General features: G+C 59.0%; 27 protein-coding genes. 10 read left to right on the forward strand and 17 right to left on the reverse strand.

Annotated elements, in window-relative coordinates:
* Positions 1–218: 218 nt before the first annotated feature.
* Positions 219–1,679 (forward strand): membrane-bound lytic murein transglycosylase MltF, encoded by a 1,461-nt coding sequence (gene mltF, locus KW848_RS20955; RefSeq protein WP_192406276.1) that lies wholly within the window; start codon positions 219–221, stop codon positions 1,677–1,679.
* A gap of 127 nt (positions 1,680–1,806) precedes the next feature.
* Here the strand turns inward: mltF and pdxJ are convergent, their stop codons facing one another.
* The 8 genes from pdxJ to lptF form a co-directional block, all read right to left on the reverse strand.
* Positions 1,807–2,550, reverse strand: coding sequence for a pyridoxine 5'-phosphate synthase (gene pdxJ, locus KW848_RS20960; protein ID WP_218537952.1), 744 nt, complete (start codon positions 2,548–2,550; stop codon positions 1,807–1,809).
* Between the two features lie 109 nt (positions 2,551–2,659).
* Positions 2,660–3,343, reverse strand: a complete 684-nt coding sequence (gene recO, locus KW848_RS20965) for a DNA repair protein RecO (protein WP_218537953.1) — start codon at positions 3,341–3,343, stop codon at positions 2,660–2,662.
* Positions 3,344–3,510: 167 nt separating this feature from the next.
* Positions 3,511–4,413, reverse strand: coding sequence for a GTPase Era (era, locus tag KW848_RS20970; protein WP_008151577.1), 903 nt, complete (start codon positions 4,411–4,413; stop codon positions 3,511–3,513).
* Positions 4,406–5,095 (reverse strand): ribonuclease III, encoded by a 690-nt coding sequence (gene rnc, locus KW848_RS20975; protein WP_033053426.1) that lies wholly within the window; start codon positions 5,093–5,095, stop codon positions 4,406–4,408. Before rnc ends, era begins: the two co-directional genes overlap by 8 nt.
* Positions 5,096–5,279: 184 nt before the next feature.
* On the reverse strand, positions 5,280–6,134 hold the full coding sequence (gene lepB, locus KW848_RS20980; protein ID WP_111451359.1) for a signal peptidase I: 855 nt from the start codon (positions 6,132–6,134) through the stop codon (positions 5,280–5,282).
* Between the two features lie 5 nt (positions 6,135–6,139).
* Complete coding sequence (gene lepA / locus KW848_RS20985; RefSeq protein ID WP_008151572.1) at positions 6,140–7,939, reverse strand: translation elongation factor 4; 1,800 nt, start codon at positions 7,937–7,939, stop codon at positions 6,140–6,142.
* A gap of 171 nt (positions 7,940–8,110) precedes the next feature.
* Complete coding sequence (gene lptG, locus KW848_RS20990; RefSeq protein ID WP_218537954.1) at positions 8,111–9,172, reverse strand: LPS export ABC transporter permease LptG; 1,062 nt, start codon at positions 9,170–9,172, stop codon at positions 8,111–8,113.
* A complete protein-coding gene (gene lptF, locus KW848_RS20995) occupies positions 9,165–10,283 on the reverse strand; it encodes an LPS export ABC transporter permease LptF (protein ID WP_111451356.1) in 1,119 nt (372 codons plus the stop codon). The genes lptG and lptF overlap by 8 nt, the downstream gene beginning before the upstream one ends.
* A gap of 306 nt (positions 10,284–10,589) precedes the next feature.
* Here lptF and KW848_RS21000 point away from each other — a divergent pair, with 306 nt between their 5' ends.
* The 4 genes from KW848_RS21000 (at position 10,590) to KW848_RS21015 (ending at position 16,038) form a co-directional block, all read left to right on the forward strand.
* A complete protein-coding gene (locus KW848_RS21000; protein WP_111451355.1) occupies positions 10,590–12,080 on the forward strand; it encodes a leucyl aminopeptidase in 1,491 nt (496 codons plus the stop codon).
* 60 nt (positions 12,081–12,140) lie between these two features.
* Complete coding sequence (locus KW848_RS21005; RefSeq protein ID WP_218537955.1) at positions 12,141–12,569, forward strand: DNA polymerase III subunit chi; 429 nt, start codon at positions 12,141–12,143, stop codon at positions 12,567–12,569.
* An 8-nt stretch (positions 12,570–12,577) separates the two neighbouring features.
* The gene (locus tag KW848_RS21010; RefSeq protein WP_111451353.1) at positions 12,578–12,973 is read left to right on the forward strand and encodes a DNA polymerase III subunit chi; all 396 of its coding nucleotides are present in this window, start codon (positions 12,578–12,580) and stop codon (positions 12,971–12,973) included.
* 218 nt (positions 12,974–13,191) lie between these two features.
* The gene (locus tag KW848_RS21015; protein ID WP_218537956.1) at positions 13,192–16,038 is read left to right on the forward strand and encodes a valine--tRNA ligase; all 2,847 of its coding nucleotides are present in this window, start codon (positions 13,192–13,194) and stop codon (positions 16,036–16,038) included.
* Between the two features lie 54 nt (positions 16,039–16,092).
* On the opposite strand, the gene KW848_RS21020 is transcribed toward KW848_RS21015, so the two are convergent.
* A complete protein-coding gene (locus tag KW848_RS21020; RefSeq protein WP_218537957.1) occupies positions 16,093–16,500 on the reverse strand; it encodes a hypothetical protein in 408 nt (135 codons plus the stop codon).
* 218 nt (positions 16,501–16,718) lie between these two features.
* Here KW848_RS21020 and rlmF point away from each other — a divergent pair, with 218 nt between their 5' ends.
* The gene (gene rlmF, locus KW848_RS21025; RefSeq protein WP_033056419.1) at positions 16,719–17,741 is read left to right on the forward strand and encodes a 23S rRNA (adenine(1618)-N(6))-methyltransferase RlmF; all 1,023 of its coding nucleotides are present in this window, start codon (positions 16,719–16,721) and stop codon (positions 17,739–17,741) included.
* A gap of 228 nt (positions 17,742–17,969) precedes the next feature.
* Here rlmF and KW848_RS21030 read toward each other — a convergent pair whose 3' ends face one another.
* Positions 17,970–18,251, reverse strand: coding sequence for an HU family DNA-binding protein (locus tag KW848_RS21030; protein ID WP_007905514.1), 282 nt, complete (start codon positions 18,249–18,251; stop codon positions 17,970–17,972).
* Positions 18,252–18,646: 395 nt separating this feature from the next.
* Here KW848_RS21030 and yejK point away from each other — a divergent pair, with 395 nt between their 5' ends.
* Positions 18,647–19,651, forward strand: a complete 1,005-nt coding sequence (yejK, locus tag KW848_RS21035) for a nucleoid-associated protein YejK (protein ID WP_008147593.1) — start codon at positions 18,647–18,649, stop codon at positions 19,649–19,651.
* Positions 19,651–20,001, forward strand: a complete 351-nt coding sequence (locus tag KW848_RS21040) for a glutaredoxin domain-containing protein (protein WP_218537958.1) — start codon at positions 19,651–19,653, stop codon at positions 19,999–20,001. Before yejK ends, KW848_RS21040 begins: the two co-directional genes overlap by 1 nt.
* Before the next feature lie 111 nt (positions 20,002–20,112).
* On the opposite strand, the gene KW848_RS21045 is transcribed toward KW848_RS21040, so the two are convergent.
* From KW848_RS21045 to KW848_RS21065, 5 genes are all read right to left on the reverse strand, one after another.
* Complete coding sequence (locus tag KW848_RS21045; protein WP_218537959.1) at positions 20,113–21,048, reverse strand: glutathione S-transferase family protein; 936 nt, start codon at positions 21,046–21,048, stop codon at positions 20,113–20,115.
* Positions 21,049–21,136: 88 nt separating this feature from the next.
* On the reverse strand, positions 21,137–21,457 hold the full coding sequence (locus tag KW848_RS21050; RefSeq protein ID WP_111451347.1) for a GIY-YIG nuclease family protein: 321 nt from the start codon (positions 21,455–21,457) through the stop codon (positions 21,137–21,139).
* Positions 21,458–21,497: 40 nt separating this feature from the next.
* Positions 21,498–21,968, reverse strand: a complete 471-nt coding sequence (locus KW848_RS21055) for a nuclear transport factor 2 family protein (protein ID WP_218537960.1) — start codon at positions 21,966–21,968, stop codon at positions 21,498–21,500.
* Between the two features lie 112 nt (positions 21,969–22,080).
* Positions 22,081–23,397 carry a CynX/NimT family MFS transporter gene (locus tag KW848_RS21060; protein ID WP_218537961.1) on the reverse strand — a complete coding sequence of 439 codons (1,317 nt, stop codon included), beginning with the start codon at positions 23,395–23,397 and terminating at the stop codon, positions 22,081–22,083.
* Entirely contained in the window at positions 23,387–24,046 is a 660-nt protein-coding gene (locus tag KW848_RS21065) for a FadR/GntR family transcriptional regulator (RefSeq protein WP_008147581.1), read from the reverse strand. The genes KW848_RS21060 and KW848_RS21065 overlap by 11 nt, the downstream gene beginning before the upstream one ends.
* 166 nt (positions 24,047–24,212) lie before the next feature.
* On the opposite strand from KW848_RS21065, the gene KW848_RS21070 reads away from it, so the two are divergent.
* The gene (locus tag KW848_RS21070) at positions 24,213–24,524 is read left to right on the forward strand and encodes a type II toxin-antitoxin system MqsR family toxin (protein WP_218537962.1); all 312 of its coding nucleotides are present in this window, start codon (positions 24,213–24,215) and stop codon (positions 24,522–24,524) included.
* Complete coding sequence (locus KW848_RS21075; RefSeq protein WP_111451343.1) at positions 24,521–25,009, forward strand: type II toxin-antitoxin system MqsA family antitoxin; 489 nt, start codon at positions 24,521–24,523, stop codon at positions 25,007–25,009. The genes KW848_RS21070 and KW848_RS21075 overlap by 4 nt, the downstream gene beginning before the upstream one ends.
* Positions 25,010–25,072: 63 nt before the next feature.
* On the opposite strand, the gene KW848_RS21080 is transcribed toward KW848_RS21075, so the two are convergent.
* Both KW848_RS21080 and KW848_RS21085 read right to left on the reverse strand, forming a co-directional pair.
* Positions 25,073–25,837 (reverse strand): amino acid ABC transporter ATP-binding protein, encoded by a 765-nt coding sequence (locus tag KW848_RS21080; protein ID WP_008147575.1) that lies wholly within the window; start codon positions 25,835–25,837, stop codon positions 25,073–25,075.
* A 10-nt stretch (positions 25,838–25,847) separates the two neighbouring features.
* Entirely contained in the window at positions 25,848–26,945 is a 1,098-nt protein-coding gene (locus tag KW848_RS21085) for an amino acid ABC transporter permease (protein WP_192406259.1), read from the reverse strand.
* Positions 26,946–26,948: the final 3 nt, after the last annotated feature.

Genomic DNA, 26,948 nt, shown 5'->3' on the forward strand with positions numbered 1-26,948 from the left:
AGGCCGCGACATCACCCGAAACGGTACGGGCGGCTGCACCCGGGCGTCGGGCCGGGTCTTCGGACATAAAACAGGCGCACGCCGAGCGATATTTTTTCTGTCACAAAATGCTGCTCGGGCCCATTCCTGCGGGGTCCGGAGCGGTTTTCAATTGCCTAGCAGACAAGCCCTTCGCTGTCGAGATATGGCGCTCGTGGTCCTTTGCGTATACTGCGCAGATGTTTTCCCCAACGGCTTTGCGTCCGCGGTTCGCCAAATGGCTGATCGCAACCGGACTCTTCCTGGTGCTCAGTGGCTGTGTTGATAAACCCAACACGCTGGAGCGCGTAAAGGAGGATGGCGTGCTGCGGGTGGTTACCCGTAACAGCCCCGCCACCTACTTTCAGGATCGCAACGGTGAAACCGGCTTCGAATACGAGCTGGTGAAGCGCTTCGCCGACGATCTGGGGGTGGAACTCAAAATCGAAACCGCCGACAACCTCGACGACCTGTTTAATCAGGTAGGCAAACCCAACGGCCCGGTGATCGCTGCTGCCGGCCTGGTCAGCAGCGACAAACGCAAACAGCAGGTGCGGTTTTCCCACTCCTATCTCGAAGTCACCCCGCAGGTCATCTATCGCAACGGCCAATCGCGGCCGACCGACGCGAAGGATCTGGTGGGCAAGAAGATCATGGTGCTCAAGGGCAGCACCCACGCCGAGCAATTGGCGGAGCTGAAAAAGAAGTATCCCGGCATTGAATACGAAGAGTCCGACGCCGTTGAAGTCGTCGACTTGCTGCGGATGGTCGATGAAGGTCAGATAGACCTGACCCTGGTCGATTCAAACGAAGTCGCGATGAACCAGGTCTACTTCCCCAACATACAAGTGGCCTTCGACCTCGGTGATGCCAGCAACCAGAGCTGGGCGGTGGCCGCTGGCGACGACAACAGCTTGCTCAACGAGATCAACGACTACCTCGACAAGGTGAAGAAAAACGGCACCCTGCAACGTCTGAAAGACCGCTATTACGGGCACGTCGATGTACTGGGTTACATGGGCGCCACCACCTTCGCCCAACACTTGCAGCAACGTCTGCCCAAATACGAACAGCACTTCAAGGCATACGCCAAGAAAGAGAAAGTCGACTGGCGCCTGCTGGCCGCGATCGGTTATCAGGAATCGCTATGGCAAGCGGCCGTCACGTCGAAGACCGGCGTGCGCGGCCTGATGATGCTGACCCAGAACACTGCGCAGGCCATGGGTGTGTCCAATCGACTCGACCCCAAACAAAGCATCATGGGTGGCGCCAAGTACCTGGCCTACATGAAGGATCAGCTGGATGAGTCGATCCAGGAGCCGGATCGCACATGGTTTGCGCTGGCGGCCTACAACGTTGGCAGCGGTCATCTGGATGACGCGCGCAAGCTGGCGGCCAAGGAAGGACTGAACCCGGACAAGTGGCTGGACGTGAAAAAGATCCTGCCGCGCCTGTCCGAGAAGAAGTGGTTCAGCAAAACCCGTTACGGTTATGCCCGTGGCGGCGAACCCGTTCACTTTGTGGCGAACATCCGCCGCTACTACGACATCCTGACCTGGGTGACGCAGCCGCAGCTTGAAGGCAATCAGGTCGCCGAGGGCAACCTGCATGTGCCGGGGGTCGACAAGACCAAGCCGAATCCGGAAACCCCACAGCTTTAACGGCCACCACCAATCAAATGTGGGAGCGGGCTTGCTCGCGAATGCGGTGTGTCAGTCGACATCAACTTTGACTGATACACCGCATTCGCGAGCAAGCCCGCTCCCACAATTGAATTTGTGTTTGGCTTTAGGCTTTTGCGGCGGCCAGAATCAGTGCTTTCATCTCCGATACCGCCGACTTGAACCCGACGAACAACGCATGAGCCACCAGCGCGTGACCGATGTTCAGTTCGTTGATGCCTTTGATCGCCGCTACAGCTTCAACGTTGTGATAGTGCAGACCGTGGCCAGCGTTGACGATCAAACCTTGAGCCAGACCAAATGCCACGCCATCCGCCACACGCTTGAGCTCTTCAGCCACATAGGTCGGCGTCTCGGCATCGGCGTAACGGCCGGTATGCAGCTCAATAGCCGGCGCACCAACACGACGGGATGCTTCGATCTGCCGCTCGTCAGCATCAATGAACAGCGACACTTCACAGCCGATCTTTGACAGGCGATCCACCGCGGCTTTAATCCGTGCTTCCTGCCCCGCCACGTCCAGACCACCTTCGGTCGTCAGCTCTTGACGGGTTTCCGGTACCAGGCAAATGTGCGCCGGACGAATGCGTTCGGCAAACGCCATCATCTCTTCGGTCACGCCCATTTCGAAGTTCATGCGGGTTTGCAGCACATCCTTGAGCAGCAACACGTCGCGCTCCTGAATGTGCCGACGGTCTTCGCGCAGGTGCACGGTTATGCCGTCAGCGCCCGCCTCTTCCGCGTCCAGTGCAGCCTTGACCGGATCCGGATAGCGAGTGCCCCGGGCCTGACGCAGGGTGGCAACGTGGTCGATGTTCACGCCAAGAAGAATGCGATTGCTGGTGGTCACGGAAGCGCTCCTGAAGAAGGGAAAGTTCGGTGCACAGCATACACGGGGAGATAGGGTCTGTTGATGTTTGGCAGCGACCGCGCCGGGCGCTGCCAAGCATCAACAGACCCTACGGCTTGCGAAACAACTCGCGACTTACCAAGGGACGACCGCCCAGATGAACCGCCAGTGCCTGGCGCATCAATCGCTTGGCTGCCGATAGCGCGCCAGGGGCAGACCAATCTGCATCGGCCATGGCCAACAGTTCGGTGCCGTTGAACAGACCGGGTTGCAGCAGGTAGACCCGCTCGAGCCCCGCGTCCACTTGCAGACGGTAGAGACCGTCCGGCGCGATGGGCTCGCCATGGATGTCAGTAGTCAGAGCGAAGCCGTAACCCAAGTCATCCAGCAGCCGCCATTCGAAGGATCGCAACAAAGGCTCCAGCGGACGGCCTTCGGCAAGCGCAAGCAGGGTCGCGGCGTAGTGGTCAAACACAGCCGGATGCGGGTCTTCGGAGGGCAACAGCCGAATCAACAGCTCATTGAGGTAGAGACCGCTGAACAGCGCCTCACCATTGAGCCAAGTTGAGACGCCAGCGCTTTCCATGCGCCCGACATTCTTCAGCTCACCACGGCCACGGAACTCCACTTCCAGCGGCACGAACGGCCGCGCCAACGTCCCGGCCTTGCCCCGCGCACTGCGCAACACCGCCCGTAGCCGGCCTTGCGGCGTGAGGAAATCCACCAGCGCGCTGTTCTCGCGGTAAGCGCGGGAGTGGAGCACGAAGGCGGGTTGGCCGATGGGTTGGGACATGGAGTTCTCAATGAAGGAATGCAGTTTTTCAGACAACCCAAAACTAATGTGGGAGCGGGCTTGCTCGCGAAAGCGATGTAACAGTCAACATCAATGCTGAATGTTACATCGCTTTCGCGAGCAAGCCCGCTCCCACAAGGTTTCTCGGGTGTATCTGGAACCCGGTGTTACAGGTCGCCGTAACCCAGCGAACGCAAGGCGCGTTCATCGTCGGACCAGCCGCCTTTCACTTTCACCCAGAGGTTGAGCATGATCTTGGAGTCGAACAGCAACTCCATGTCCTTGCGTGCCTCGGTGCCGATGCGCTTGATCCGCTCACCCTTGTCGCCAATGATGATTTTCTTCTGGCCGTCGCGTTCAACGAGGATCAAGGCATGGATGTGCAGGGTTTTGCCCTGTTGCTTGAACTCTTCGATTTCGACGGTGATCTGGTACGGCAGCTCGGCGCCCATCTGGCGCATGATTTTCTCGCGTACCAGTTCAGCGGCGAGGAAGCGGCTGCTGCGGTCGGTGATCTGGTCTTCCGGGAAGAAGTGATCGTTTTCCGGCAGGTAACCGGCAATCACACGCTCCAGCGTTTCGAGGTTATGACCGTGCTGCGCCGAGATCGGCATGATCTGCGCGTTCGGCAACTGTTCCTGCAACCAGGTCAAGTGCGGCATCAGTTCGGCTTTGTCTTCGATGCGGTCAGTCTTGTTCAGCGCCACGATCAGCGGACCGGTCACGTATTGAACGCGCTCGAGGACCATCTGGTCTTCGTCGGTCCACTTGGTGCGGTCAACCACGAAGATCACTACGTCGACGTCTTTCAACGCTGCCGAAGCGGTCTTGTTCATGTAGCGGTTCAGGGCTTTCTCGCCACCTTTGTGCATGCCGGGGGTGTCGACGTAGATCGCCTGCACGGCGCCCTCGGTCTTGATGCCGAGCATGTTGTGGCGAGTGGTCTGAGGCTTGCGCGAGGTGATCGCCAGCTTCTGGCCGAGGATGTGGTTCAGCAGCGTGGACTTGCCCACGTTGGGACGGCCGACGATGGCGACATAGCCACAGCGAGTTGCAGTTGAATCAGTCATGGCCATTCTCCACGCCCAGGGCAATCAGTGCTGCAGCGGCCGCTACCTGTTCGGCAATACGACGGCTCACACCCTGACCTCGGCTTTTTTCATTCAGTAAGGTGATTTCACATTCGACGAAGAACGTCCGGCAATGCGGCTCACCCTGGATATCCACCACTTCGTAACGCGGCAGTTCGCAACCACGGGACTGCAAGAACTCTTGCAGACGGGTTTTAGGATCTTTATTGGTGTCGACCAGCGTCAGGCCTTCGAACTCCCCGGCCAGCCAGGCCAGCACGCGTTCGCGTGCCATGTCCATGCCGGCATCCAGGTAGATCGCACCAATCAGCGCTTCAAGGGCGTCGGCCAGAATCGACTCGCGACGGAACCCGCCGCTTTTCAACTCACCGGAACCCAGGCGCAGGTATTCGCCCAGATCGAAACCGCGAGCCAGTACGGCCAGGGTCTCGCCTTTCACCAGGCGTGCGCGCAAGCGCGACAATTGACCTTCGCGGGCCAGCGGGAAGCGATCGAACAGCGCCTCGCCAGCGACGAAGTTAAGGATGGCATCACCGAGGAACTCCAGGCGTTCGTTGTTACGCCCGGCAAAGCTGCGGTGAGTCAGGGCCAGGACCATCAGTTCCTGATCCTTGAAGGTGTAGCCGAGCTGACGCTCTAGACGGCTTAAGGAGACGCTCACGGTGTACCCACGCTGAGTTCGTGGCTGGATTCCACCGCCATCGCCGTGGTGCGGCGCAGGCTTGGGACAATTAACGCTGTGTTCAAAAATTACGTCCTGAATATCATTGTTTTCATGCGTCTGGCGCCGATTGTGCCGACTCCAGAAATGCATTCGGCGCTGTGTTCAACAGCGCCGTGTGTGATTACTTGATCAGGCCAACCCGCGAGAAATTCGGCAGGTGACTGAGTTTGGGTTCCGGCCAGCTCATCCAGACTGCAAAGGCCTTGCCGACGATATTCTTGTCGGGAACCATGCCCAGCAGATCCTTGGGAATGCTCGGATCATCCCAGTAGCGACTGTCGTTCGAGTTGTCGCGGTTGTCGCCCATCATGAAGTAGTGCCCGGCAGGCACGGTCCATGTATGGTCCGGCGATGCACGATAGCGGCTCATTTCCTTGCGGATCAGGTGCTCGGCGACGCCGAGTTTTTCCTTGTAGAGCTCAGCGCTGCCCAACGTGCCCGGCTCGGAGCCGACCAGTTGTTCGGCAATCGACTCACCGTTGACGAACAGACGCTTGTCGGCGGTGTAACGAATCTGGTCACCCGGCAGGCCCACCACACGTTTAATGTAGTTGACGTTCGGATCGCTCGGGTAGCGGAACACCATCACATCGCCGCGCTGTGGATCACCGACTTCGATGACTTTCTTGTCGATCACCGGCAAGCGGATCCCGTAAGAAAACTTGTTCACCAGAATGAAGTCGCCAACATCCAGTGTAGGTTTCATCGAGCCCGAAGGAATCTGGAACGGTTCCACCAGGAACGAACGCAGCACCAGCACGATGAACAACACCGGGAAGAACGACTTGCCGTATTCGACCAGCAGCGGCTCTTTGTTCAGTTTCTCGAGCACCACCATGTCAGCCTGGCTGACGCTACCCTGGTAAGAGTTAATGGCAGCCCGGCGCCGTGGCGCCAGGAACAGCAGATCGAGCAACGCCAACAGGCCGCAGACGAACACGGCGATGACCAGCAACAGCGGGAAATTTAGTGACATAGGACCTAACTATCCAACCTGAGCACTGCAAGGAAGGCTTCTTGTGGAATTTCCACGTTACCGACTTGCTTCATGCGTTTTTTACCGGCCTTTTGCTTTTCCAGCAGCTTTTTCTTACGGCTAACGTCACCGCCGTAGCATTTGGCCAATACGTTCTTTCTGAGTGCCTTGACGGAAGTCCGCGCAATGATCTGCCCGCCAATGGCGGCCTGGATCGCGACGTCGAACATCTGACGTGGAATCAGTTCTTTCATCTTCTCGGTCAGCTGGCGACCTTTGTAGTGCGCGTTATCCTTGTGCACGATCAACGCCAGGGCGTCGACCTTGTCACCGTTGATCAGCACATCCAGTTTCACCAGATTAGCCGATTGATAACGATCGAAATGGTAATCCAGCGAAGCATAGCCACGGCTGGTGGATTTCAGACGGTCGAAGAAGTCCAGGACCACTTCGTTCATCGGCAAATCGTAGGTCACTTGAACCTGGGTACCGAGGAACAGCATGTCGTGTTGCACGCCACGCTTCTCGATACACAGGGTAATGACGTTACCGAGGTGCTCTTGCGGCACAAGAATATTGGCCCGCACGATCGGCTCGCGCATGTCTTCGATCGAGGACAGGTCTGGCAGCTTCGACGGGTTGTCGACGTAAATCGTTTCACCGGTTTTCAGCAGCAGCTCGAAAATCACCGTCGGCGCCGTGGTGATCAGGTCCAGGTCGTACTCGCGCTCCAGGCGCTCCTGGATGATTTCCATGTGCAGCATGCCGAGGAACCCGCAACGGAAGCCGAAGCCCAGGGCGTCGGAGCTTTCCGGGGTGTATTGCAGGGACGAGTCGTTGAGCGTGAGCTTTTGCAGGGCTTCACGGAAATCTTCGAAGTCGTCGGAGCTGACCGGGAACAGGCCGGCGTATACCTGCGGCTGAATGCGTTTGAAGCCTGGCAGCACGTCGACGTCCGGCGTGGAGCTCAAGGTCAGGGTGTCACCGACCGGTGCACCGTGAATGTCCTTGATGCCGGCGATGATGAAGCCCACTTCGCCGGCCTTCAGGTCAACGGTAGCGGTGTGTTTCGGGTTGAAGACACCGACGCTGTCCACGAGGTGGATCTTGCCGGTGGACTTGACCAGGATCTTGTCGCCCTTCTTCACACGACCGTGGCGCACGCGAACCAGGGAAACAACGCCCAGGTAGTTGTCGAACCAGGAGTCGATGATCAGCGCTTGCAGCGGATCTTCATAGTTGCCGGTCGGCGCAGGAATGGTCTTGACCAGACGCTCCAGCACTTCGTCGACGCCCAGACCGGTCTTGGCACTGCACTCGACCGCGTCGGTGGCATCGATGCCGATGATTTTTTCGATTTCTTCTTTCACGCGGTCCGGATCGGCCTGAGGTAGGTCGATCTTGTTCAGGACCGGCATCACTTCCAGGCCCTGCTCAATGGCGGTGTAGCAGTTGGCTACCGACTGCGCTTCAACGCCCTGACCGGCATCGACCACCAGCAACGCGCCTTCACAGGCCGCCAGCGACCGGCTGACTTCATAGGTGAAGTCGACGTGGCCCGGGGTGTCAATGAAGTTCAGCTGGTACTTGATGCCATCGCGAGCGGTGTAATACAGGGTGACGCTGTGGGCCTTGATGGTGATCCCGCGTTCACGCTCCAGGTCCATGGAGTCCAGAACCTGGGCTTCCATTTCGCGCTCGGCAAGGCCGCCACACATCTGGATGAAGCGATCGGCCAGCGTCGACTTGCCATGGTCAATGTGGGCGATGATGGAGAAATTGCGGATATGACTCAAATCACTCACGGATCAACACTCAAAAAGGCTGCAGGCATAGCCCGCCGAAAAATAGCCGGGAATTGTACCTGATCCACGGCGCAAGCGTCACGTTCGCAGGTCAGACGGCGCCTACAAAAACGCCCCGGTCTTGCGACAGGGGCGTTTTGAGTGACCTGCAACGTCAGGAGAAACCCTGAATCAACCGGCCCGGCGCAACAACCAGACCCCGGCCAAGGCACAAACACCCGCCGGAATAAGCACCGCAAACAGTGGCGAGAAGCCGAAGACCAGGCTCGAAGGACCGAGCAAATCCTGAACGATACGGAAGGTGAAGCCCACCAGCACGCCAGTGAACACCCGCTGACCGAGGGTCACCGAGCGCAACGGACCGAAGATGAAGGAAATCGCCATCAGCACCAGCGCGGCGGTGACCAGCGGTTGCAACACCTTGACCCAAAATGCCAGCCAGTAACGACCATTGCTCAAACCCTGCTCAGCCAGGTAGTGGATGTACCCCCACAGACCACTGATCGACAGCGAATCGGGCGACATCACCACGGTATCCAGCAGTTGCGGGCTCAGCGCCACGTTCCAGCGCTCGACCGGAGCGGTCACCACTTCGGTGTTCTTGTCATGGAATAACGTGGTCGTGACATCGCTGAGCTGCCAGTGATCCTTGTCGAATTCGGCGCGCTTGGCGAAGCTCGAGGACAGCATGTGGCGCTGATCGTCGAAGCGATAACGGGTCACGCCATACAGCAAACCGTTTGGCTGCACGGAGTTGACGTGAATGAACTCGTCCCCCTGACGGTGCCACAGGCCATGCTTGGCGCTTTGCGCGTCGCCGCTGCCCTGGGCCAGGGAGCGATTGGCCTGAGCGGTGACTTCGGTGGCCGGCGCAACGTATTCGCCGATCAGCACACCCACCACCATCAGGATCAGCATTGGCTTCATGACCGCCCAGACGATGCGCCCGATCGACACGCCCGCAGCACGCATGATGGTCAGCTCGCTGTGACTGGCGAGACTGCCGAGGCCGATCAGGCAACCGATCAGTGCAGCCATCGGCAACATGTCGTAAAGACGACGCGGCGCGGTCAGCAGGACATAACTCAACACGTCGACCAAGGTGTAGGTATCGCTGACCTCACTCATTTCATCGATGAACGCGAACAGCGTCGCCAGACCGAGAATGATCCCCAGTACCGCCAGAATTGCCACGAACACGCTGCTACCAATGTAGCGATCGAGCTTATCCACGAGCCACCTCCAGCGCACTGCGACGACTCGCCAGCTTCAACTGCAAGGTTTCCCAATAGAGCAAGCCCAGGCCGATGGCCAGGAAGATTGCATGCACCCACCACAACCCCAGAGCTGGCGGGATTTTGCCCTTTTCAAGGGCGCCGCGAGCGGCAATCAGGATGGACAGGTAAGCCATATATAGAAGGATCGCCGGCAACAGCTTGAGGAAACGGCCCTGACGCGGATTGACCCGCGACAACGGCACCGCCATCAAGGTCACGATGAAGACCAGCAATGGCAAGGACAAACGCCATTGCAGCTCGGTATGCAAACGGATGTCATCGCTGCTGATCAGGGAACTGGTGGGCATCGCGTCACGGTCAGTCACTTCGTCGCTGACATCCGGCTTGGGCAGCAAGACGCCGTACTCCTCGTACTTGATCGCCCGATAGTCGGCCTGACCCGGATTGCCGTCATAGCGATAGCCATTGTCGAGAATCAGGTAACGGTTACCGTCGGGCCGAATTTCCTGACGGCCCTTCTCGGCCACCAGCACGGAAATCCCGCGATCCTTGTTATCGGAATTGACGTTTTTCTGCGAAATGAATACGCCGCCGAGGTTGATGCGATCATCCGACAGCGTTTCGGTGTAGGTCACCCGCGTCCCGTCACGCAGCGCCTGAAAGCGACCCGGCTCGAGGGTGTCGAACTCGGTCAGGGCATCCTGCTTGTTCAACAGCAACTGGAACTGATTGGCGCCTTGCGGTGCCAGGCTCAGGCTCAGCCATGCCACCACCAGTGCGACCAGGGTGGCTGGAAAAAGGGTCATGGCAAACAGACGCTGCTGGCTCATGCCGGTGGCCGACAGCACCGTCATTTCGCTTTCAAGGTACAGGCGACCGTAGGCCAGCAGGATTCCGAGAAACAGGCCCAAAGGCAAAATCAGCTGCAGGAAACCCGGCAGACGAAAGCCCATGATCAGGAATAGCGAGCCCGGGTCCAGGAGGCCAGAGGCCGCCTGGGCGAGGTACTTGATGAAGCGACCGCTCATGATGATGACCAGCAGCACAGCGCTGACGGCGCTCAAGGTCAACAGGACTTCGCGGGATAGGTAACGGAAGACGATCAAACCAGACACTCCAGGGTTGTCAGGCTAAGGCGGCCAAACAAGCAAACGTATCAGACGGCCCGCAGGGCAGAGCTGCCGAAAAAGTTGGCGCATTATCCTGTGATTGGGTGCGCCTGTCACTGCGCATGCTCAAGCAGGCGGGTAAAGCGCTGAAGATCGTACAACCGAGGGTTGTCAGGCTCGGGGCACGAGGTTCAAACTGCGGCCTTTGTCGCGGGCCGTGACCTGCGTCTTTCAATTTATAAGCAAGCTCGAATGCATGCTGTCGAGCTCTTGCGTGTTGACCATTAATTCAGGGACCCGGACATGGAACTGGTTGTAAAAAGCGTTAGCCCAGAAACGTTGAAAACCGCCACTCTGGTGGTCGCCGTCGGCGAAGGCCGCAAGCTCGGCGCCGTTGCCAAACAACTCGACGAACTGAGCGGTGGTGCCATCAGCGCTGTGCTCAAGCGCGGCGACCTGGCTGGCAAAGTCGGTCAGAGTCTATTGCTGCACAGCCTGCCGAACCTCAAGGCCGAACGCGTGCTGCTGGTGGGCGTGGGCAAAGACGAAGAGCTGGGCGACCGCCCGTTCCGCAAGATCATTGCCGGCATCCTCAACACCCTTAAAGGCCTGGGCGGCAGCGATGCGGTGCTGGCCTTGGACGAAGTCGTGGTCAAAGGCCGTGACAGCTACGGCAAAACTCGCCTGCTGGCCGAAACCCTGGTGGACGGCGAATACACGTTCGATCAGTTCAAGAGCCAGAAAGCCGAACCTCGCATCCTGAAGAAAGTCACCCTGGTGACCATCAAGGCTGCACAGGCTGAAGTCGAGCGCGCCGTGGCCCACGCCACTGCCATCGCCAACGGCATGGCGTTCACCCGCGACCTGGGTAACCTGCCGCCGAACATCTGCCACCCGACCTTCCTCGGTGAGCAAGCGAAGAACCTGGGCAAAGAATTCAAGAGCCTGAAAGTCGAAGTCCTTGATGAGAAGAAGATCAAGGACCTGGGCATGGGCTCGTTCTACGCCGTGGGCCAGGGCAGCGCCCAGCCACCGCGCCTGATCGTCATGCAATACAACGGCGGCAAGAAATCCGAGAAGCCGTATGCGCTGGTCGGCAAAGGCATCACCTTTGACACTGGCGGCATCAGCCTGAAACCGGGCGCCGGCATGGATGAAATGAAGTACGACATGGGCGGCGCTGCCAGCGTATTCGGTACGCTGCGTGCCGTGCTCGAGCTGAAACTGCCGATCAACCTGGTGTGCATCCTGGCCTGCGCCGAGAACATGCCGAGCGGCAATGCTTCGCGTCCTGGCGACATCGTCACCACCATGAGCGGCCAGACCGTGGAAATCCTCAACACCGACGCCGAAGGCCGTCTGGTGCTGTGCGACGCCCTGACCTACTCCGAGCGCTTCAAGCCGCAAGCAGTGATCGACATCGCGACCCTGACCGGCGCTTGCGTCGTTGCCCTGGGTTCCCACACGTCGGGCCTGTTGGGCAACAACGACGAACTGATCGGCCAACTCCTGAGCGCTGGCCAATCGGCTGACGATCGCGCCTGGCAACTGCCGCTGTTCGATGAGTATCAGGAACAGCTGGACAGCCCGTTCGCCGACATCGCCAACATTGGCGGCCCGAAAGCCGGCACCATCACCGCGGCCTGCTTCCTGTCGCGCTTCACCAAGAACCTCAACTGGGCGCACCTGGACATCGCCGGCACGGCCTGGACCAGCGGCGGCAAGGACAAGGGCGCCACTGGCCGTCCGGTTCCATTGCTGACCCAATACCTGCTGGACCGCGCCAAAGCCTGAAACCGATGACCTTGGGCCGCGTTGCTTTCGGGTGACGCCGCCCTTGGCTCAGGAACCGCAATGACCAAAGTCGACTTCTATATCCTGCCCAGCGCCGATCCTTCGGCGCGGCTGGACTTTGCCTGCAAGCTCACCGAAAAAGCCTGGCGCATGGGTCACCGCATCTATCTGCATTGCAGCGATGCTGTCCAGCGCGACGATCTCGATGCGCGTTTGTGGGCCTTCAAGGGCGAAAGCTTTGTGCCCCACGGCCCCGCCGAAAATGAGCCGGACGGTTTGATTGTGTTGGGCCTTGGCGATGACTGCGGTCCGCATCAGGACCTGCTGGTCAATCTCGCCCTGAAAGTCCCGGCATTCGCCAACAAATTCGCCCGAGTGGCGGAAGTGGTGGTGGAAGATCCGACGATACGTACGGCTGCGCGGGAGAGTTTCCGTTTCTACCGCGAACAGGGCTATCCTTTGCAAGATCACCGTTTACAGCGACTCTGAGCATTCCGATGGACACTCCAAAACCGCTGCAAAAGTCCGCGCACCTGCTGGACGACCTCGAGTCGATCCGTCAATTGCTCGGCGACGACAACCTGCAACCGCCCTTGCTCACCGACACGGTCGAGGAAGGTGACCAGGAACAGATTCCGATGCTGTTCGATACCGTCGGCGCCAGCCCGCCGATTCTCGAACCGACGCCACCCGCCCCAGCAGCCCCTGCCGCCCAACCGGCACCCGCCGCCAGCAAGAGCGCCGACGAGCTGCTGCACCTGGAAGACGAACTGCGCGCCGCCGCGCAATTGATCATGCAAGACGTGATCGACGACTTCGCCCCGCACATCGAAACCGAAATCAAACGCCGCCTCAGCGCGCGGATGGAACGCCTCCTTAGCCAATACGAATAACCCCCGCCTCCTTGTGGGAGCGGGCTTGCTCGCGAAAGCGATATATCAGCCAACATCAATGCTGAAGGTGATGGCCCCTTCGCGAGCAAGCCCGCTCCCACATTGGATCTGCGCTGTAATTGATCAAGCGCCCTGTCTGCACCCGCTCGCCCTACGCCCCATGCCCCGCTATACTTGCCGGCTTTTCCTGAATAAATGCCAATAGGGTCCCGCCGCGCATGGATAAGACCTACCAGCCGCACGCCATTGAAACTTCCTGGTACAACACCTGGGAGTCAGAGAATTACTTCGCCCCGCAAGGCGCGGGCGAGTCCTACACCATCATGATCCCGCCGCCGAACGTCACCGGCAGCCTGCACATGGGTCACGGCTTCAACAACGCGATCATGGACGCCCTGATCCGTTTCCGCCGCATGCAGGGTCGTAACACCCTGTGGCAGCCGGGTACCGACCACGCCGGTATCGCCACGCAAATGCTGGTGGAGCGCCAACTCGAAGCCCAGGGCCAGAATCGTCACGATCTGGGCCGTGAGAAATTCCTCGAGAAAGTCTGGGAATGGAAGGATCAGTCCGGCGGCAACATCAGCCGTCAGATCCGCCGTCTCGGCTCGTCCGTGGACTGGGGCCGCGAGCGTTTCACCATGGACGACGGCCTCTCGGAAGCCGTGAAAGAAGCCTTTGTGCGCCTGCACGAAGACGGCCTGATCTACCGCGGCAAGCGCCTGGTCAACTGGGACACCAAGTTGCACACGGCGATTTCGGACCTCGAAGTGGAAAACCACGACGAGAAAGGTTTCCTGTGGAACCTGAAATACCCACTGGCCGATGGCGCCAGGACCGCTGAAGGCAACGATTACCTGATCGTCGCGACTACTCGCCCGGAAACCATGCTCGGCGACGCCGCCGTAGCCGTTAACCCGAACGATGAACGCTACCAAGCCCTGATCGGCAAGTTTGTCGAGCTGCCGCTGGTCGGCCGCCGCATTCCGATCATCGCCGATGATTACTGCGATCCTGAATTCGGCACCGGCTGCGTGAAAATCACCCCGGCCCACGATTTCAACGATTACGAAGTCGGCAAGCGCCACAACCTGCCGCTGCTGAACATTTTCGACAAGAACGCCGCTGTATTGCCGGCCTGTCAGGTGTTCAACCTCGACGGCACCCTGAACGAAAGCATCGACGGCAAGATCCCGGCCGAATACGTCGGCCTGGATCGCTTCGAAGCGCGCAAGCAGATCGTTACAGCATTCGATGCCGCCGGCCTGTTGGTCAGCGTCAATGATCACGCGCTGAAAGTGCCGAAAGGCGACCGTTCCGGCACCATCATCGAGCCGTGGCTGACCGACCAATGGTATGTGTCGACCAAGCCATTGGCCGAGCCGGCCATCGCTGCGGTTGAAGACGGCCGCATTCAGTTCGTGCCGAAACAATACGAAAACATGTACTTCTCGTGGATGCGCGATATCCAGGACTGGTGCATCAGCCGTCAGCTGTGGTGGGGCCACCGGATTCCGGCCTGGTACGACGAGTCGGGCAAAGTCTACGTCGGTCGCGACGAAGCCGAAGTACGTGCCAAGCACAACCTCGGCCCGGACGTTGCGCTGCAACAGGACAACGACGTACTCGACACCTGGTTCAGTTCGGGCCTGTGGACTTTCTCCACGCTCGGCTGGCCTGAGCAGACCGAATTCCTGAAGAAATTCCACTCCACCGACGTGCTGGTCACCGGTTTCGACATCATTTTCTTCTGGGTTGCCCGGATGATCATGCTCACCATGCACTTGGTGAAAAACGAAGACGGCACGCCGCAGGTTCCGTTCAAGACCGTTTATGTTCATGGCCTTGTGCGTGATGGCCAGGGCCAGAAGATGTCCAAGTCCAAGGGCAACGTCCTGGACCCGCTGGACATCATCGACGGCATCGAGCTCGAAGACCTGGTGCAGAAACGCACCTCGGGCATGATGCAGCCGAAACTGGCGAAGAAGATCGAGAAGCAGACCCGCGACGAGTTCGCCGACGGTATCGCCAGCTACGGCACCGACGCCCTGCGCTTCACCTTCTGCTCGCTGGCATCGACCGGCCGCGACATCAAGTTCGACATGGGCCGCGTCGAAGGCTATCGCAACTTCTGCAACAAGATCTGGAACGCTGCGCGCTACGTGCTGGACAAGGGCGAAGACTGCGGCCAGAACGGCGAAGCTTACGAGCTGTCGCTGGCGGATCGCTGGATCATTTCGCAGCTGCAACGCACCGAAGCCGAAGTGACCCGTCAACTCGATCAGTTCCGCTTCGACCTGGCCGCACAAGCCTTGTACGAGTTCATCTGGAACCAGTATTGCGACTGGTACCTGGAACTCTCCAAGCCTGTGCTGTGGGACGAAAACGCGCCGGTCGAACGTCAGCGCGGCACCCGCCGCACGCTGGTTCGGGTATTGGAAGTCGCGCTGCGCCTGGCGCATCCGTTCATGCCGTTCATCACCGAAGAAATCTGGCAGCGCATCGCGCCGCTGGCCGGTATCGAAGGCAAGACGATCATGCTGCAACCTTGGCCAGTGGCCAATGAAGCGCGCATTGATCAGGGCGCCGAAGATGACATCGAGTGGCTGAAGACGTTGATGCTCGGCACGCGCAACATTCGCGCCGAGATGAACATCGGTCCAGGCAAGCCGTTGAACCTGTTCCTGAAAAACGTCAGCGCCGAAGATCAGCGTCGTCTCACCGAGAACGAAGCCCTGCTGAAGAAGCTGGCTCGCCTCGAATCGATCACCGTATTGGCTGCTGGCGAAGAAGCACCGCTGTCCGCCACCGCACTGGTCGGCGAGATGGAAGTGCTGGTGCCGATGGCCGGCCTGATCGACAAAGACGCCGAACTGGCGCGTCTGGACAAGGAAATCCTGCGTCTGCAGGGCGAAGTTCAGCGGGTGGGCGGCAAGCTGTCTAACGCCGGCTTCGTCGACAAGGCCCCGGCCGAAGTCATCGAGAAGGAACGCGCCAAACTGGCTGAAGCTGAACAGGCTTTGGGCAAGCTGGCCGAGCAGCATGCGCGGATTGCCAGCCTGTAACGGCAAATCGCAATGAAAAAGGGAGGCCCAGGAGGCCTCCCTTTTTATGCCTTTTTACTCAGGGCAAGTGCCACCGCCGGGTAACTCGACACTGATTTTCACCAATGCCTTCGGCGAACTAACAGCATTCCCCCCACGCGTTACCGAATAATAAACACCCAACGCCCCCGAACGAATAGGCTTGATCGCGGTGTCGTACGGCCCGATGATGAAATCAACAGGCTGCCCCACATCCCCAGGGCCTATCACTCGCTCGAATTGAGTCGCTGTTCCTGGAATAGGCACTTCACTATCGAAACGGGTGTAGCCCTTGGAAAACAACGTCAGCACATCGCCTGGCTCAACACCCTTTATCGACGGAACCTTTGCAATAATCCCTTGCACAGGGCTGGGCTTGCTTGAGCAGTTAATAAACCCGAAATTACTGGCGCTTGGAAATGTTGCGGCAAGCAAATCATCCATTACGATCACTCCAAAAATAAGTGGCTGCATTCGGCAGAGCTCACCATTGAGTAAATCGAAAAAAACATCTCTCGCCCACTGTCATAAATAACAGTTCCTCAAGATCTTTTCGGCATAAAAGTGCTCCCTGGTGCACCAACCGCACTACTTTGGCCGGGCGCAGTTTAGATGTGGGACAATACCCGCCACTTTTAGCCATACCCGAATCGACCACGCCCATGAACGCCCCCCGCACACCAAGACCTGCGCGCAAAAAGCCTGATTCCGCCACCCCGGCCAAAGCCGTGGAGCCGCGCGAAAAGGCCAGCCTGCATCCGCGCAACCGCCATCAGGGTCGTTACGACTTCCCGGCGCTGATCAAAACCACGCCGGAACTGGCGAAGTTCGTGATCATCAACCCGTACGGCAAGGAAAGCATCGACTTCGCCAGCCCGGACGCAGTGCGGGTGTTCAACCGTGCGTTGCTCAAGTCGTTCTACGGCGTCGCCCATTGGGACATCCCGGCGGACTACCTCTGCCCACCGGTTCCGGGCCGTGCCGATTACGTGCACTTCCTGGCCGACCTGCTGGCCAGCGTCAACGACGGTGAGATCCCGCGCGGCGCGCCGGTCAAGGTGCTCGATATCGGCATGGGCGCCAACTGCGTCTATCCGTTGATCGGCTACAGCGACTATCGCTGGCACTTCCTCGGCTCGGAAATCGACCCGACGGCCGTGGCCGCCGCCAAAGCCATCGTCCAGTCCAACGGGCTGAACAAGGCCATCCAGTTGCGTCAGCAAAGCAATCCCAAGCACATTCTGCTGGGCCTGCTCGAACCCGGCGAACGCTTTGACCTGACCATGTGCAATCCGCCGTTCCACGCCTCGATGGACGAAGCGACCAAGGGCAGCGAGCGTAAATGGCGCGCACTGGGCCGCGCCGATCCAAAACGCAAACTGCCTGTGCTGAACTTTGGCGGTCAATCGGCGGAATTGTGGTGTGAAGGTGGCGAAGCACGTTTTGTGACGCAACTGATCGCCGAGAGCGCGCACTTCCAACACAAAGTGCTGTGGTTCAGCACCTTGGTCTCGAAAGCCTCCAACCTGCCGGCGATCCAGACGGCCCTGAAAAAGGCCGGCGTATTGGAAAGCCAGGTCGTGGAAATGTCTCAGGGCCAGAAGCAAAGCCGCTTCGTCGCCTGGACCTTCCAGACCAAATCCGAGCAGCAGGTCTGGCGCGAACGCTGGGTAAAGAAAAGCTGAGTAACTGACCCGACGCAGATCAAATAATGTGGGAGCGGCGGTGCGACGATTCGACTTGCTCGCGAAGGCGGTGTGTCAGTCGATTTTAATATTGACTGACACACCGCCTTCGCGAGCAAGCCCGCTCCCACAATTGGTTTAGCGGTGTATGCGGGAGCACCGCTAAATCGCGGACACAAAAAAGCCGTGCCCGGATCACTCCGGAGCACGGCTTTTTTTTACTGCGTCTTACTTGTTAACAGCGTCGGTCAGGCCTTTGGCCACAACCAGCTTGATAACTTTCTTGGCAGCGATTTCGATGGCAGCGCCAGTCGAAGGGTTACGGCCGGTACGGGCAGGACGCTCAGTCACTTTCAGTTTGCCGATACCTGGCAGAGTGATTTCGCCGCCGTTTTCCAGCTGATCAGCAACGATTTGGCCCAGTTGGTCCAGAGCGTTACGCGCGGTGGTTTTTGGCGCGTCGATAGCTTCAGCGATGTCGGCGATCAGTTGGTCTTTAGTAAGAGCCATGTAGTGTTCCTTCCCTATCAAATTCATATGGATTGCAGAGTGCAGTGTCAGCCATCGAGCCCGATCTTCTGGATCTGGCACCCTCGGCCATAACCGCGACGAGTCGGGGTTATAGATACCGAAATCAGGGTTTGGTTCGACCTGACAAATGCTGAATGCACGCTTAACGCAGTGACTTCGCGTAAGACCGGGCAAAACTAGCACAGAGACGGGGAAATATCCGCCTCTAGCTACCCATTTGGTCAGCTTTATTGCTCTAAAACGGTAAAAAACAGCATAAGCGCCATCGGACACCTGCGAATTGCCCTTCGTGCCGCGCCAAAACCAGTGGTTGCGGTACACTTGGCACTTTTTGGGGGAGTACGCCCTCCTCCCTTCAATCAGCCGAGAAGCCCATGCCGATCCGCCATTGCATCGTCCACCTGATCGACAAAAAACCCGACGGCACACCTGCAGTTCTCCACGCTCGCGATTCCGAACTGGCCGAGTCGAGCGCCATCGAGTACATGCTTGCCGACCTCAATGAGAGCTACAACGCCAAACAAGGTAAGGCCTGGGGGTTCTTCCATGCCGAGTCCGGGGCGCATCCGTTCAGCGGCTGGCTGAAGGAATACCTCGATGGCGGCAAGGATTTCACAGCGTTCAGCCGGGTGGCGGTGGAACATCTGCAAAAGCTGATGGAGGAATCGAACCTCTCTGTGGGCGGCCACGTGCTGTTTGCGCATTATCAGCAAGGCATGACCGACTACCTGGCGATCGCCCTGCTACACCACAGTGAAGGCGTTGCAGTGACCGATCAGCTGGACGTGACCCCGTCCCGGCACCTGGATCTGGGCCAACTGCACCTGGCGGCACGGATCAACGTGTCCGAGTGGCAGAACAACAAGCAGTCCAAGCAGTACATTTCGTTCATCAAAGGCAAGAACGGCAAAAAGGTTTCGGAGTATTTCCGCGACTTCATCGGCTGCCAGGAAGGCGTCGACGGCCCCGGCGAAACCCGCACCCTGCTCAAGGCCTTCAGTGACTTTGTCGAAAGCGAAGACCTGCCGGAAGAGTCCGCCCGCGAGAAGACCAAGACCCTGGTGGATTACGCCAGCAGCCAGGCAAAACTGGGTGAACCCATGGGCCTGGAAGAACTCTCGGAGTTGATCGACGAAGAGCGCCCGAAAGCCTTTTACGATCACATCCGCAATAAGGACTACGGCCTGTCGCCGGAGATCCCGGCCGATAAACGTACCCTCAACCAGTTCCGCCGCTTCACCGGTCGCGCCGAAGGCCTGTCCATCAGCTTCGAAGCGCACCTGCTGGGCTCGAAGATCGAATACGACGAAGAAGCCGGCACGCTGATCATCAAAGGTCTGCCGACCCAGCTCACCGATCAGCTCAAGCGACGTAACTGATGCTCGGCGGCGTACTGAAGAAATGCCTGCTGATCCTGCTGGTGGTCGTGGTCTACCAGAACTGGGGCAAGATCGAGCGGGTATTCCATCCGGCGCAGGTGGTGTCCGAGCAGACTCAGGCCAAGGCCAACGTCGTGCTCTATGCCACCCAATGGTGCGGTTACTGCAAACTGACCCGGCGCTTTCTCGATCAGAAGGGAATTCCCTACAAGGAATTCGATATCGAAAAGGATGCCGAGGCGCGCAAGGTCTACGAAGCGCTGGGTGGCCGCGGGATTCCGATCATCGATGTGAACGGGACGTTGATTCGCGGGTATGACCCGGACACCATTCTCGCCGCCCTGAAGTAAACACAAATCCCTGTAGGAGCATGGCTTGCCCGCGATGAACGATTACACGGTGTGACGGTTACACCGAGTCGCGGCCATCGCGGGCAAGCCATGCTCCTACAGGAGTAAGGTTCAGCGTTTTTCAATGCGAAACCCCAATCGCGGAAAGTGCACATGCACCACACCGCCCCGCTCATCTTCACGACGCAAAATCAATTCCTCACTGCCCGCAAACAGCAACTCACCCGCCACCGGGTCAACGCCGTAATCGATGGCGGCGATGACCACCTGCTGGCCCGCCTCAAAACCATTCGGCTCGTCGAATTGCTCCTCCGGCAATGCGGCCGGTGTGGCGTTGCGCGCAACCTCCAAGGCCTCTTCGGCGGTCATCTCGCTGAACGCGCCATGACCGAAACCCAACACGCGCCCCAGCCATGCCGAAACCGCTGGATAAGCATCGACCAACGGTGACGTGACGGGCGTGGCCTTGAGGAACCACAACGGATGGGCCAGGGCAAAGTCGGCAATCGACGGTTCGCCAAACAGGAAGTCGCCCTGTTCGCGCTGAAGCTGTTGCTCCAGACGCGCCATGATGGTCGGCCACTGATGCCGGGCCTGTTCAGCCGACAACCGTGTGGCACTGCCACCGCTGAACAACTCCGTGCGATCGGCAATGAATGCCTTGATCGCTTCCGGCGGCATATTGGCGAAGCGTACGGCGATCGATTCTGGTTGAAACACCAGGCTGACCGCGTGCTGGAACACCACCGAATCCGCCCATGCAGCGAAGGTCGCGGCGATCATTTCCTGACCTTCCGGGAAGAACGCCGGCAAGGCTTTTTCCTGTTCCAGACGACGGGCGATCAGCGACGTGTCGCAGAAGATATCAGCGCCAATCTGCAACACCGGCGTCTTGCGGTAGCCACCGGTCAGCGCGGTCAAGTCGGGTTTTGGCATCACCGGCGAAATCTTCACCGAGCGCCAGGACAGCCCCTTGAAGCCCAGCAGCAAGCGGGCCTTTTCAGAAAAAGGGGACGTCGGGTAATGATGGAGAATCAACTCGGACATGCTCGGCTCCGCCGCACGGTTTGGGAATCCGCAGCTTAGCGCGCATTTCCTGTGCAGCCCACCGATCTGCCTGATGGGCACTTATCAGTCAGATTGATAAGCCCGCAGCAGCACTCGCCACCAAGCATTCCTTGGCGCTTTTCTTGAGTTTTTTGATCAGCCGTTCCTGACGCAGCGCTTCGCTTTTATCGCGGCAGGCTTCGGTGTAAACCAATGCCACGGCAGGACTGGAAAGAAAAAAGCGCGCGCCCTTGCCACGCTGGTGGGTGGCGAAGCGGCGCACGGGATCATCGCTGATCCCGCAGTAGAGCGAACCATTGGCCGCGCGAACGAGGTAGACGAACCAGGGTTTGCTGACAGGCAGCGGCGGTTCGGCGGCAATGACGGAAGATTCGCTGGCGCTGTTCACGTGACGATCAAGGCTTGAAAGGAAACAAGCCGCGATCTTATCAGCGACTGGCCTGGAATGCCTTCAGCCCCTTCAAGGCTTGAGCGCGTACGGCGTTTCTCACCACCGGCGTCCAGCCCAACAACAGCCCTTTGAAACCCAGCGCTTGTCGGGACCAAGTCCACACATCGAAGCTGTCGTGATGCTCGCAAATCTTGCCGTCGCGAAAAACGAAGCGCGCCTGAATGTCGTTGACCACGGTGTTGCCGGTCTGACTGAACAGGTACGTCGCCACCCAATGGGCGCCGCCCGTGCGCTCATCGCTGCGCACGTTATCGAACGTCAGGGAAAAATCCTTGGCCCGAGTGGTGAGCATCCGCCACATGTCGCCTGCATCGCGGCCGCGAAGTTCGCCGAACGCCGGATCACTGAACACCACGTCGTCGGTATAGCAGGCGCTCATGGCCTCGGCATCCAGCCGCTGGAAGGCTTGGTAGAACTGGGTGATCAATGCGTTGTGGGCATCACTCATGGGCAGGCTCCCTGATGTGCAAAGTGGCTTCAAAAGATTGCCTGCACGATAGTCAACAAAGACGCGAAACACTATCGGCATTCGGGAGCCGAATACCGACAGTGTGCGGCGGTCAGACCTTTTCGCTTTCGACCTGGACGTACAGCGAACGTCCAGCGCCCAGGCCGGCGATGATCGCCCCAAGGCCGATGATGCCGAATATCCAGCCCAAGGCGTTCCAGCCACCGGTCCAGTCATGCACGATGCCGACCGCGAACGGTCCCATGGACGCCAGGGTGTAGCCGAAGCCCTGGGCCATGCTCGACAGGTTCGCCGCGACATGGGCGTCCCGCGAACGCAGCACGATCAGGGTCAACGCCAGACTGAACGTACCGCCCTGCCCCAGACCCAGCAGGATCGCCCAGCCCCACAAGCCGTCGATCGGTGCGTAAAGACAACCGAACAAGCCGCCAAGGGTCAGCAGCATGACGATGACGATCGCCAGACGCTGATCCTTGCCACGCGTCGCCAGCCAAGGCGCCGCCAGTGAACTCGCCAACTGAACGATGACCGAGCCTGACAGCACCAGACCCGCCTGGGTCGGCGTCAGGCCGCGACCGATCAGGATCGACGGCAACCAGCCGAACACGATGTAAGCCAGAGAGGATTGCAGGCCCATGTAGAACGTCACTTGCCAGGCCAGAGGATCACGCAACAGACCGCGAACCCGATACGCAACGTTGTGCGCGCCGTGTTTCTGCCCGACTTGTGGCAACCAGAAAATCGCCGCGACCAATGCCGGAACCACCCAGAAGCCCAGGCCCAAGGCCCAGCTCTTGTCGAAATGCTCGCTCAACGGCACGGTCGCGCCCGCGGCCATCGCCGCCCCCAGGCACAGGGCCATGGTGTAGACGCCGGTCATGGTGCCCGCGTGTTTCGCGAAGTCGCGTTTAACGATGCCGGGCAGCAATACACCGATTACACCAATGCTCGCGCCGGCCAGCACGCTGCCGGCAAACAGGCCGATCTCGCCGAGCGAACTGCGCAGGATGATCCCGCCGGCCAACATCAAGAGAATGCCCAGCACCACTCGCTCAGCGCCGAAACGTCGGGCCAGCACGGGCGCCAGCGGTGCAAACAAGCCGAGGCACAGCACCGGCAACGTCGTCAGCAAACCGGCCTGGGCTGCCGACAACCCGAGGGTTTTCGACACCTCGCTGAGCATCGGCGCCATGCTCGACAGCGCCGGGCGCAGGTTCAGCGCCACCAGTATCAGGCCCAGCAACAGCAGCCACGGCCGCCGCAGGATCGGGTGACTTTGCTGGACCTGTTCGTCATCCGCCTCGGCGTCGATCAGCAGCTCTTCGAGCTCCGCCGCGCGCTTGGCTTGGGGGATGCGGCTGTTGTCGACCTGCAGGATGGACATGGGGTTCTCGGTTTCAAGGTTCATTGATCAACTGCCTCGACAGGGCTTTGGCCCGTTCCGGGTCGCGTTGCTCGACGGCATCAAGCAGTTCGATATGAAGGTCGAACACCTCTTGGCGTCGGGGGGAAATGTTCAGGGTCTCGCGCAACTGCGCACCGATGACGCTGGAAAAATAGCGATACAGCTCGCTGAGGGTCGGGTTGTGCGCGGCGTCCACCAAACGCCGGTGGAACACCAGATCGCAGGCGATATACGTGTCGAGATCGCCGTGATAGTGACTGCCGCTGACGCCCAACGCCTCGCGCAATGCCACCAGGTCTTCGTCGGTACGACGCAACGCAGCCAGGCCGATGGCCTCGACTTCCAGAATGTGCCGAGTCTCCCGGGCCTGTTCATGGGAGCAGCGGGACAACGCCTTCATGGTGTCGAGCGGATCGACCACCGCCCGCAGATAGCTGCCGTCGCCCTGACGGATTTCGATCAACCCGGAAAACGCCAGTACGCGCATGGCTTCACGCACGGTATTGCGGCTGATGCCCAACTCGGCGGACAGCTCCGGTTCGGTGGGTAAACGCTGGCCGACCGTCCAGACGCCTTCTGTGATGCGCAGGCGTAACTGATCCAGGGCCTGATCGACCAGGGACCGTTTTATGAGTGGAGAAATTTCTGACATTGGATTCGCCCTTTCATCCAATCATAGGATGAATTTTCTGACATGTTAGTCAGCTTCGCGTAGGACGGCAACCGCCTACGGTCAGGGAGAAGGAAATGGAGCGGGATTTTCGATTAGTCAAAATTACCCTTTAAGGGTAATTTCAAGGACAGGGTTTTGGTTTCTTATGGAAAAGAGCACACCCCATTACGACTTGGCGGTGATCAAGGCTGAGGTAGTCAGGCTGGGCGGAAAGGCATTCACCCGACGGGCTGTGGAATCGGGCAGCTGCATGGGTTTCAACGTCCGGCAAATGATCGAGGTGATCGGTGCACTGGAACGCCGAATGCTTTTCAAATCCATGACCACCTATGTCGACCACCGGGTTTGGCAGGACGTTTATCACACTACATTTCACGGATTGGAGATTTACATAAAAGTGTCTTACCGCCCCGGCGGTGGACATCCAGTAGTCTCCTTCAAGGAGAAAGACCTATGAGAACGCAGCAATGCGTCAACTGTGGCACACACGATGGGATGGGGCACTTCGAAGGCCGCACTCTCTCAGTCAATTACAAACAGATGTCGCGACTTGTTGACGAGCTTGCGGGTTGGGAATGCAGAGTTTGCGGTGAAATCGAATTCGATCATGACACCGACAGCGCCGAGCGTTATGCAGATGCCAGCGATCAATTGCTTCAGGACTGCCTGCAACTGATCGGCTCGGAGATCAAGCGTATCCGCCGCAAACTCCACCTGACGCAAAAAAACGCAGTGAAGTTGCTGTCCGGCGGTGGGAACAATGCCTTTTCGCGGTATGAGCGTGGAGAGCTGCCTGCGCCCAAACCGTTACTCACACTGATGCAGCTGTTGGACCGTCACCCCTATTTACTGGCCGAAATTGAAGTATTGAACGAAGGCGCCGCCCTCAAACAACTATTGGCCGCCCGTCATCCGGAACAGGAAGCGACACTAACCTCCTGACCTCACACCCCAGACAAAATAAACCCGGATCAAGTCCGGGTTCATTTCAACGCCTGCGCAGGATCAATGCAGGATCTGGCTCAAGAACAGCTTGGTACGTTCATTCTGCGGATTATCGAAGAAGTCGTTCGGAGCGGCTTGCTCGACGATTTCGCCCTTGTCCATAAAAATCACGCGGTTGGCCACGGTGCGGGCGAAACCCATTTCGTGGGTCACGCAGAGCATGGTCATGCCGTCTTCGGCCAGGCCGATCATGGTGTCCAGAACCTCTTTCACCATCTCCGGGTCGAGTGCCGAGGTCGGTTCGTCGAACAGCATGATTTTCGGCTTCATGCACAAGGCACGGGCAATCGCCACACGCTGTTGCTGACCGCCGGACAGTTGCCCCGGGAATTTATGTGCCTGCTCCGGAATGCGGACGCGCTCCAGGTAATGCATGGCGATTTCTTCGGCCTTGCGCTTGGGCATCTTGCGTACCCACATCGGTGCCAGGGTGCAGTTCTGCAGGATGGTCAGGTGCGGGAACAGGTTGAAGTGCTGGAACACCATGCCGACTTCACGGCGTACCGATTCGATCTGCTTGAGGTCGTTGGTCAGCTCCACACCATCGACCACGATGCGGCCCTGTTGGTGTTCTTCCAGTCGGTTGAGGCAACGAATGGTGGTGGATTTGCCAGAACCCGACGGGCCGCACAGGACGATACGCTCGCCCTGTTTAACGTTCAGGTTGATGTCTTTCAACACGTGGAACTGGCCGTACCACTTGTTCACGCCCTGCATCTGAATAATGCCTTCAGGGCTCACAGGCTTTTTGATTGCTTCGCTCATTACAGAACTCCTAACGCTTGTGGCCAGTGTCGAGCTTGCGTTCCAGATGCATGGAATAGCGCGACATACCAAAACAGAAAATCCAGAACACCAGGGCCGCGAATACATAGCCTTCGGTGGCCATGCCCAACCATTTAGGGTCGGCGGCGGCTTGTTTGACGCTGTTGAGCAAGTCGAACAGGCCGATGATGATCACCAGGCTCGTGTCCTTGAACAGCGCAATGAAGGTGTTGACGATGCCGGGGATCACCAGCTTCAGGGCTTGCGGCAGAATCACCAGGCCCATGCTGCGCCAGTAACCGAGGCCCATCGCTGCAGCCGCTTCGTACTGACCTTTGGGAATCGCTTGCAGACCACCGCGCACCACTTCGGCGACGTACGCCGACTGGAACAGGATCACGCCGATCAGTGCCCGCAGCAGCTTGTCGAAGCTCATGCCTTCGGGCAGGAACAACGGCAGCATCACCGACGACATGAACAGCACCGTAATCAACGGCACGCCACGCCAGAATTCGATGAAGGTCACGCAGACCACGCGAATCGCCGGCATGTTCGAACGACGCCCCAGCGCCAGGACGATCCCCAGCGGCAAAGCGCCGGCGATACCGACAGTGGCGATCACCAGGGTCAGCATCAAGCCGCCCCATTGGCTGGTCGCCACGCTGGTCAGGCCGAAGAGCCCGCCATGCAACAGGAAGTAGGCAATGATCGGGTACAGCACCAGGAAGCTCAGCCCATACACCGCTTTATGGTGAAAGCGCGAGATAAACAACGGTGCCACGCCGATGACCGCCAACCACACGGTCAGGTCCACACGCCAGCGCAGGTCTGTCGGATAGTAGCCGTACATGAACTGGCCGAAGCGCTGTTGGATGAACACCCAGCAGGCGCCGTCCTTCGTACAATCGGCGCGCGTGGTGCCGACCCAGTTGGCATCGAGGATCGCCCAGCTCAGGATTGGCGGAACAATCAGGTAGATGAGGTAGAACGCGAACAAGGTCAGCAGGGTGTTGAGCCAGCTGGAGAACATGTTGGCGCGCATCCACGCCACGACACCGATGCTGCGGTTCGGGGGCGGCATGTCAGGTTTGAAAGTATGAGTCGTCATGCG

The organism is Pseudomonas sp. PDM25 (genome assembly GCF_019219045.1).
Taxonomy (GTDB): Bacteria; Pseudomonadota; Gammaproteobacteria; order Pseudomonadales; family Pseudomonadaceae; genus Aquipseudomonas.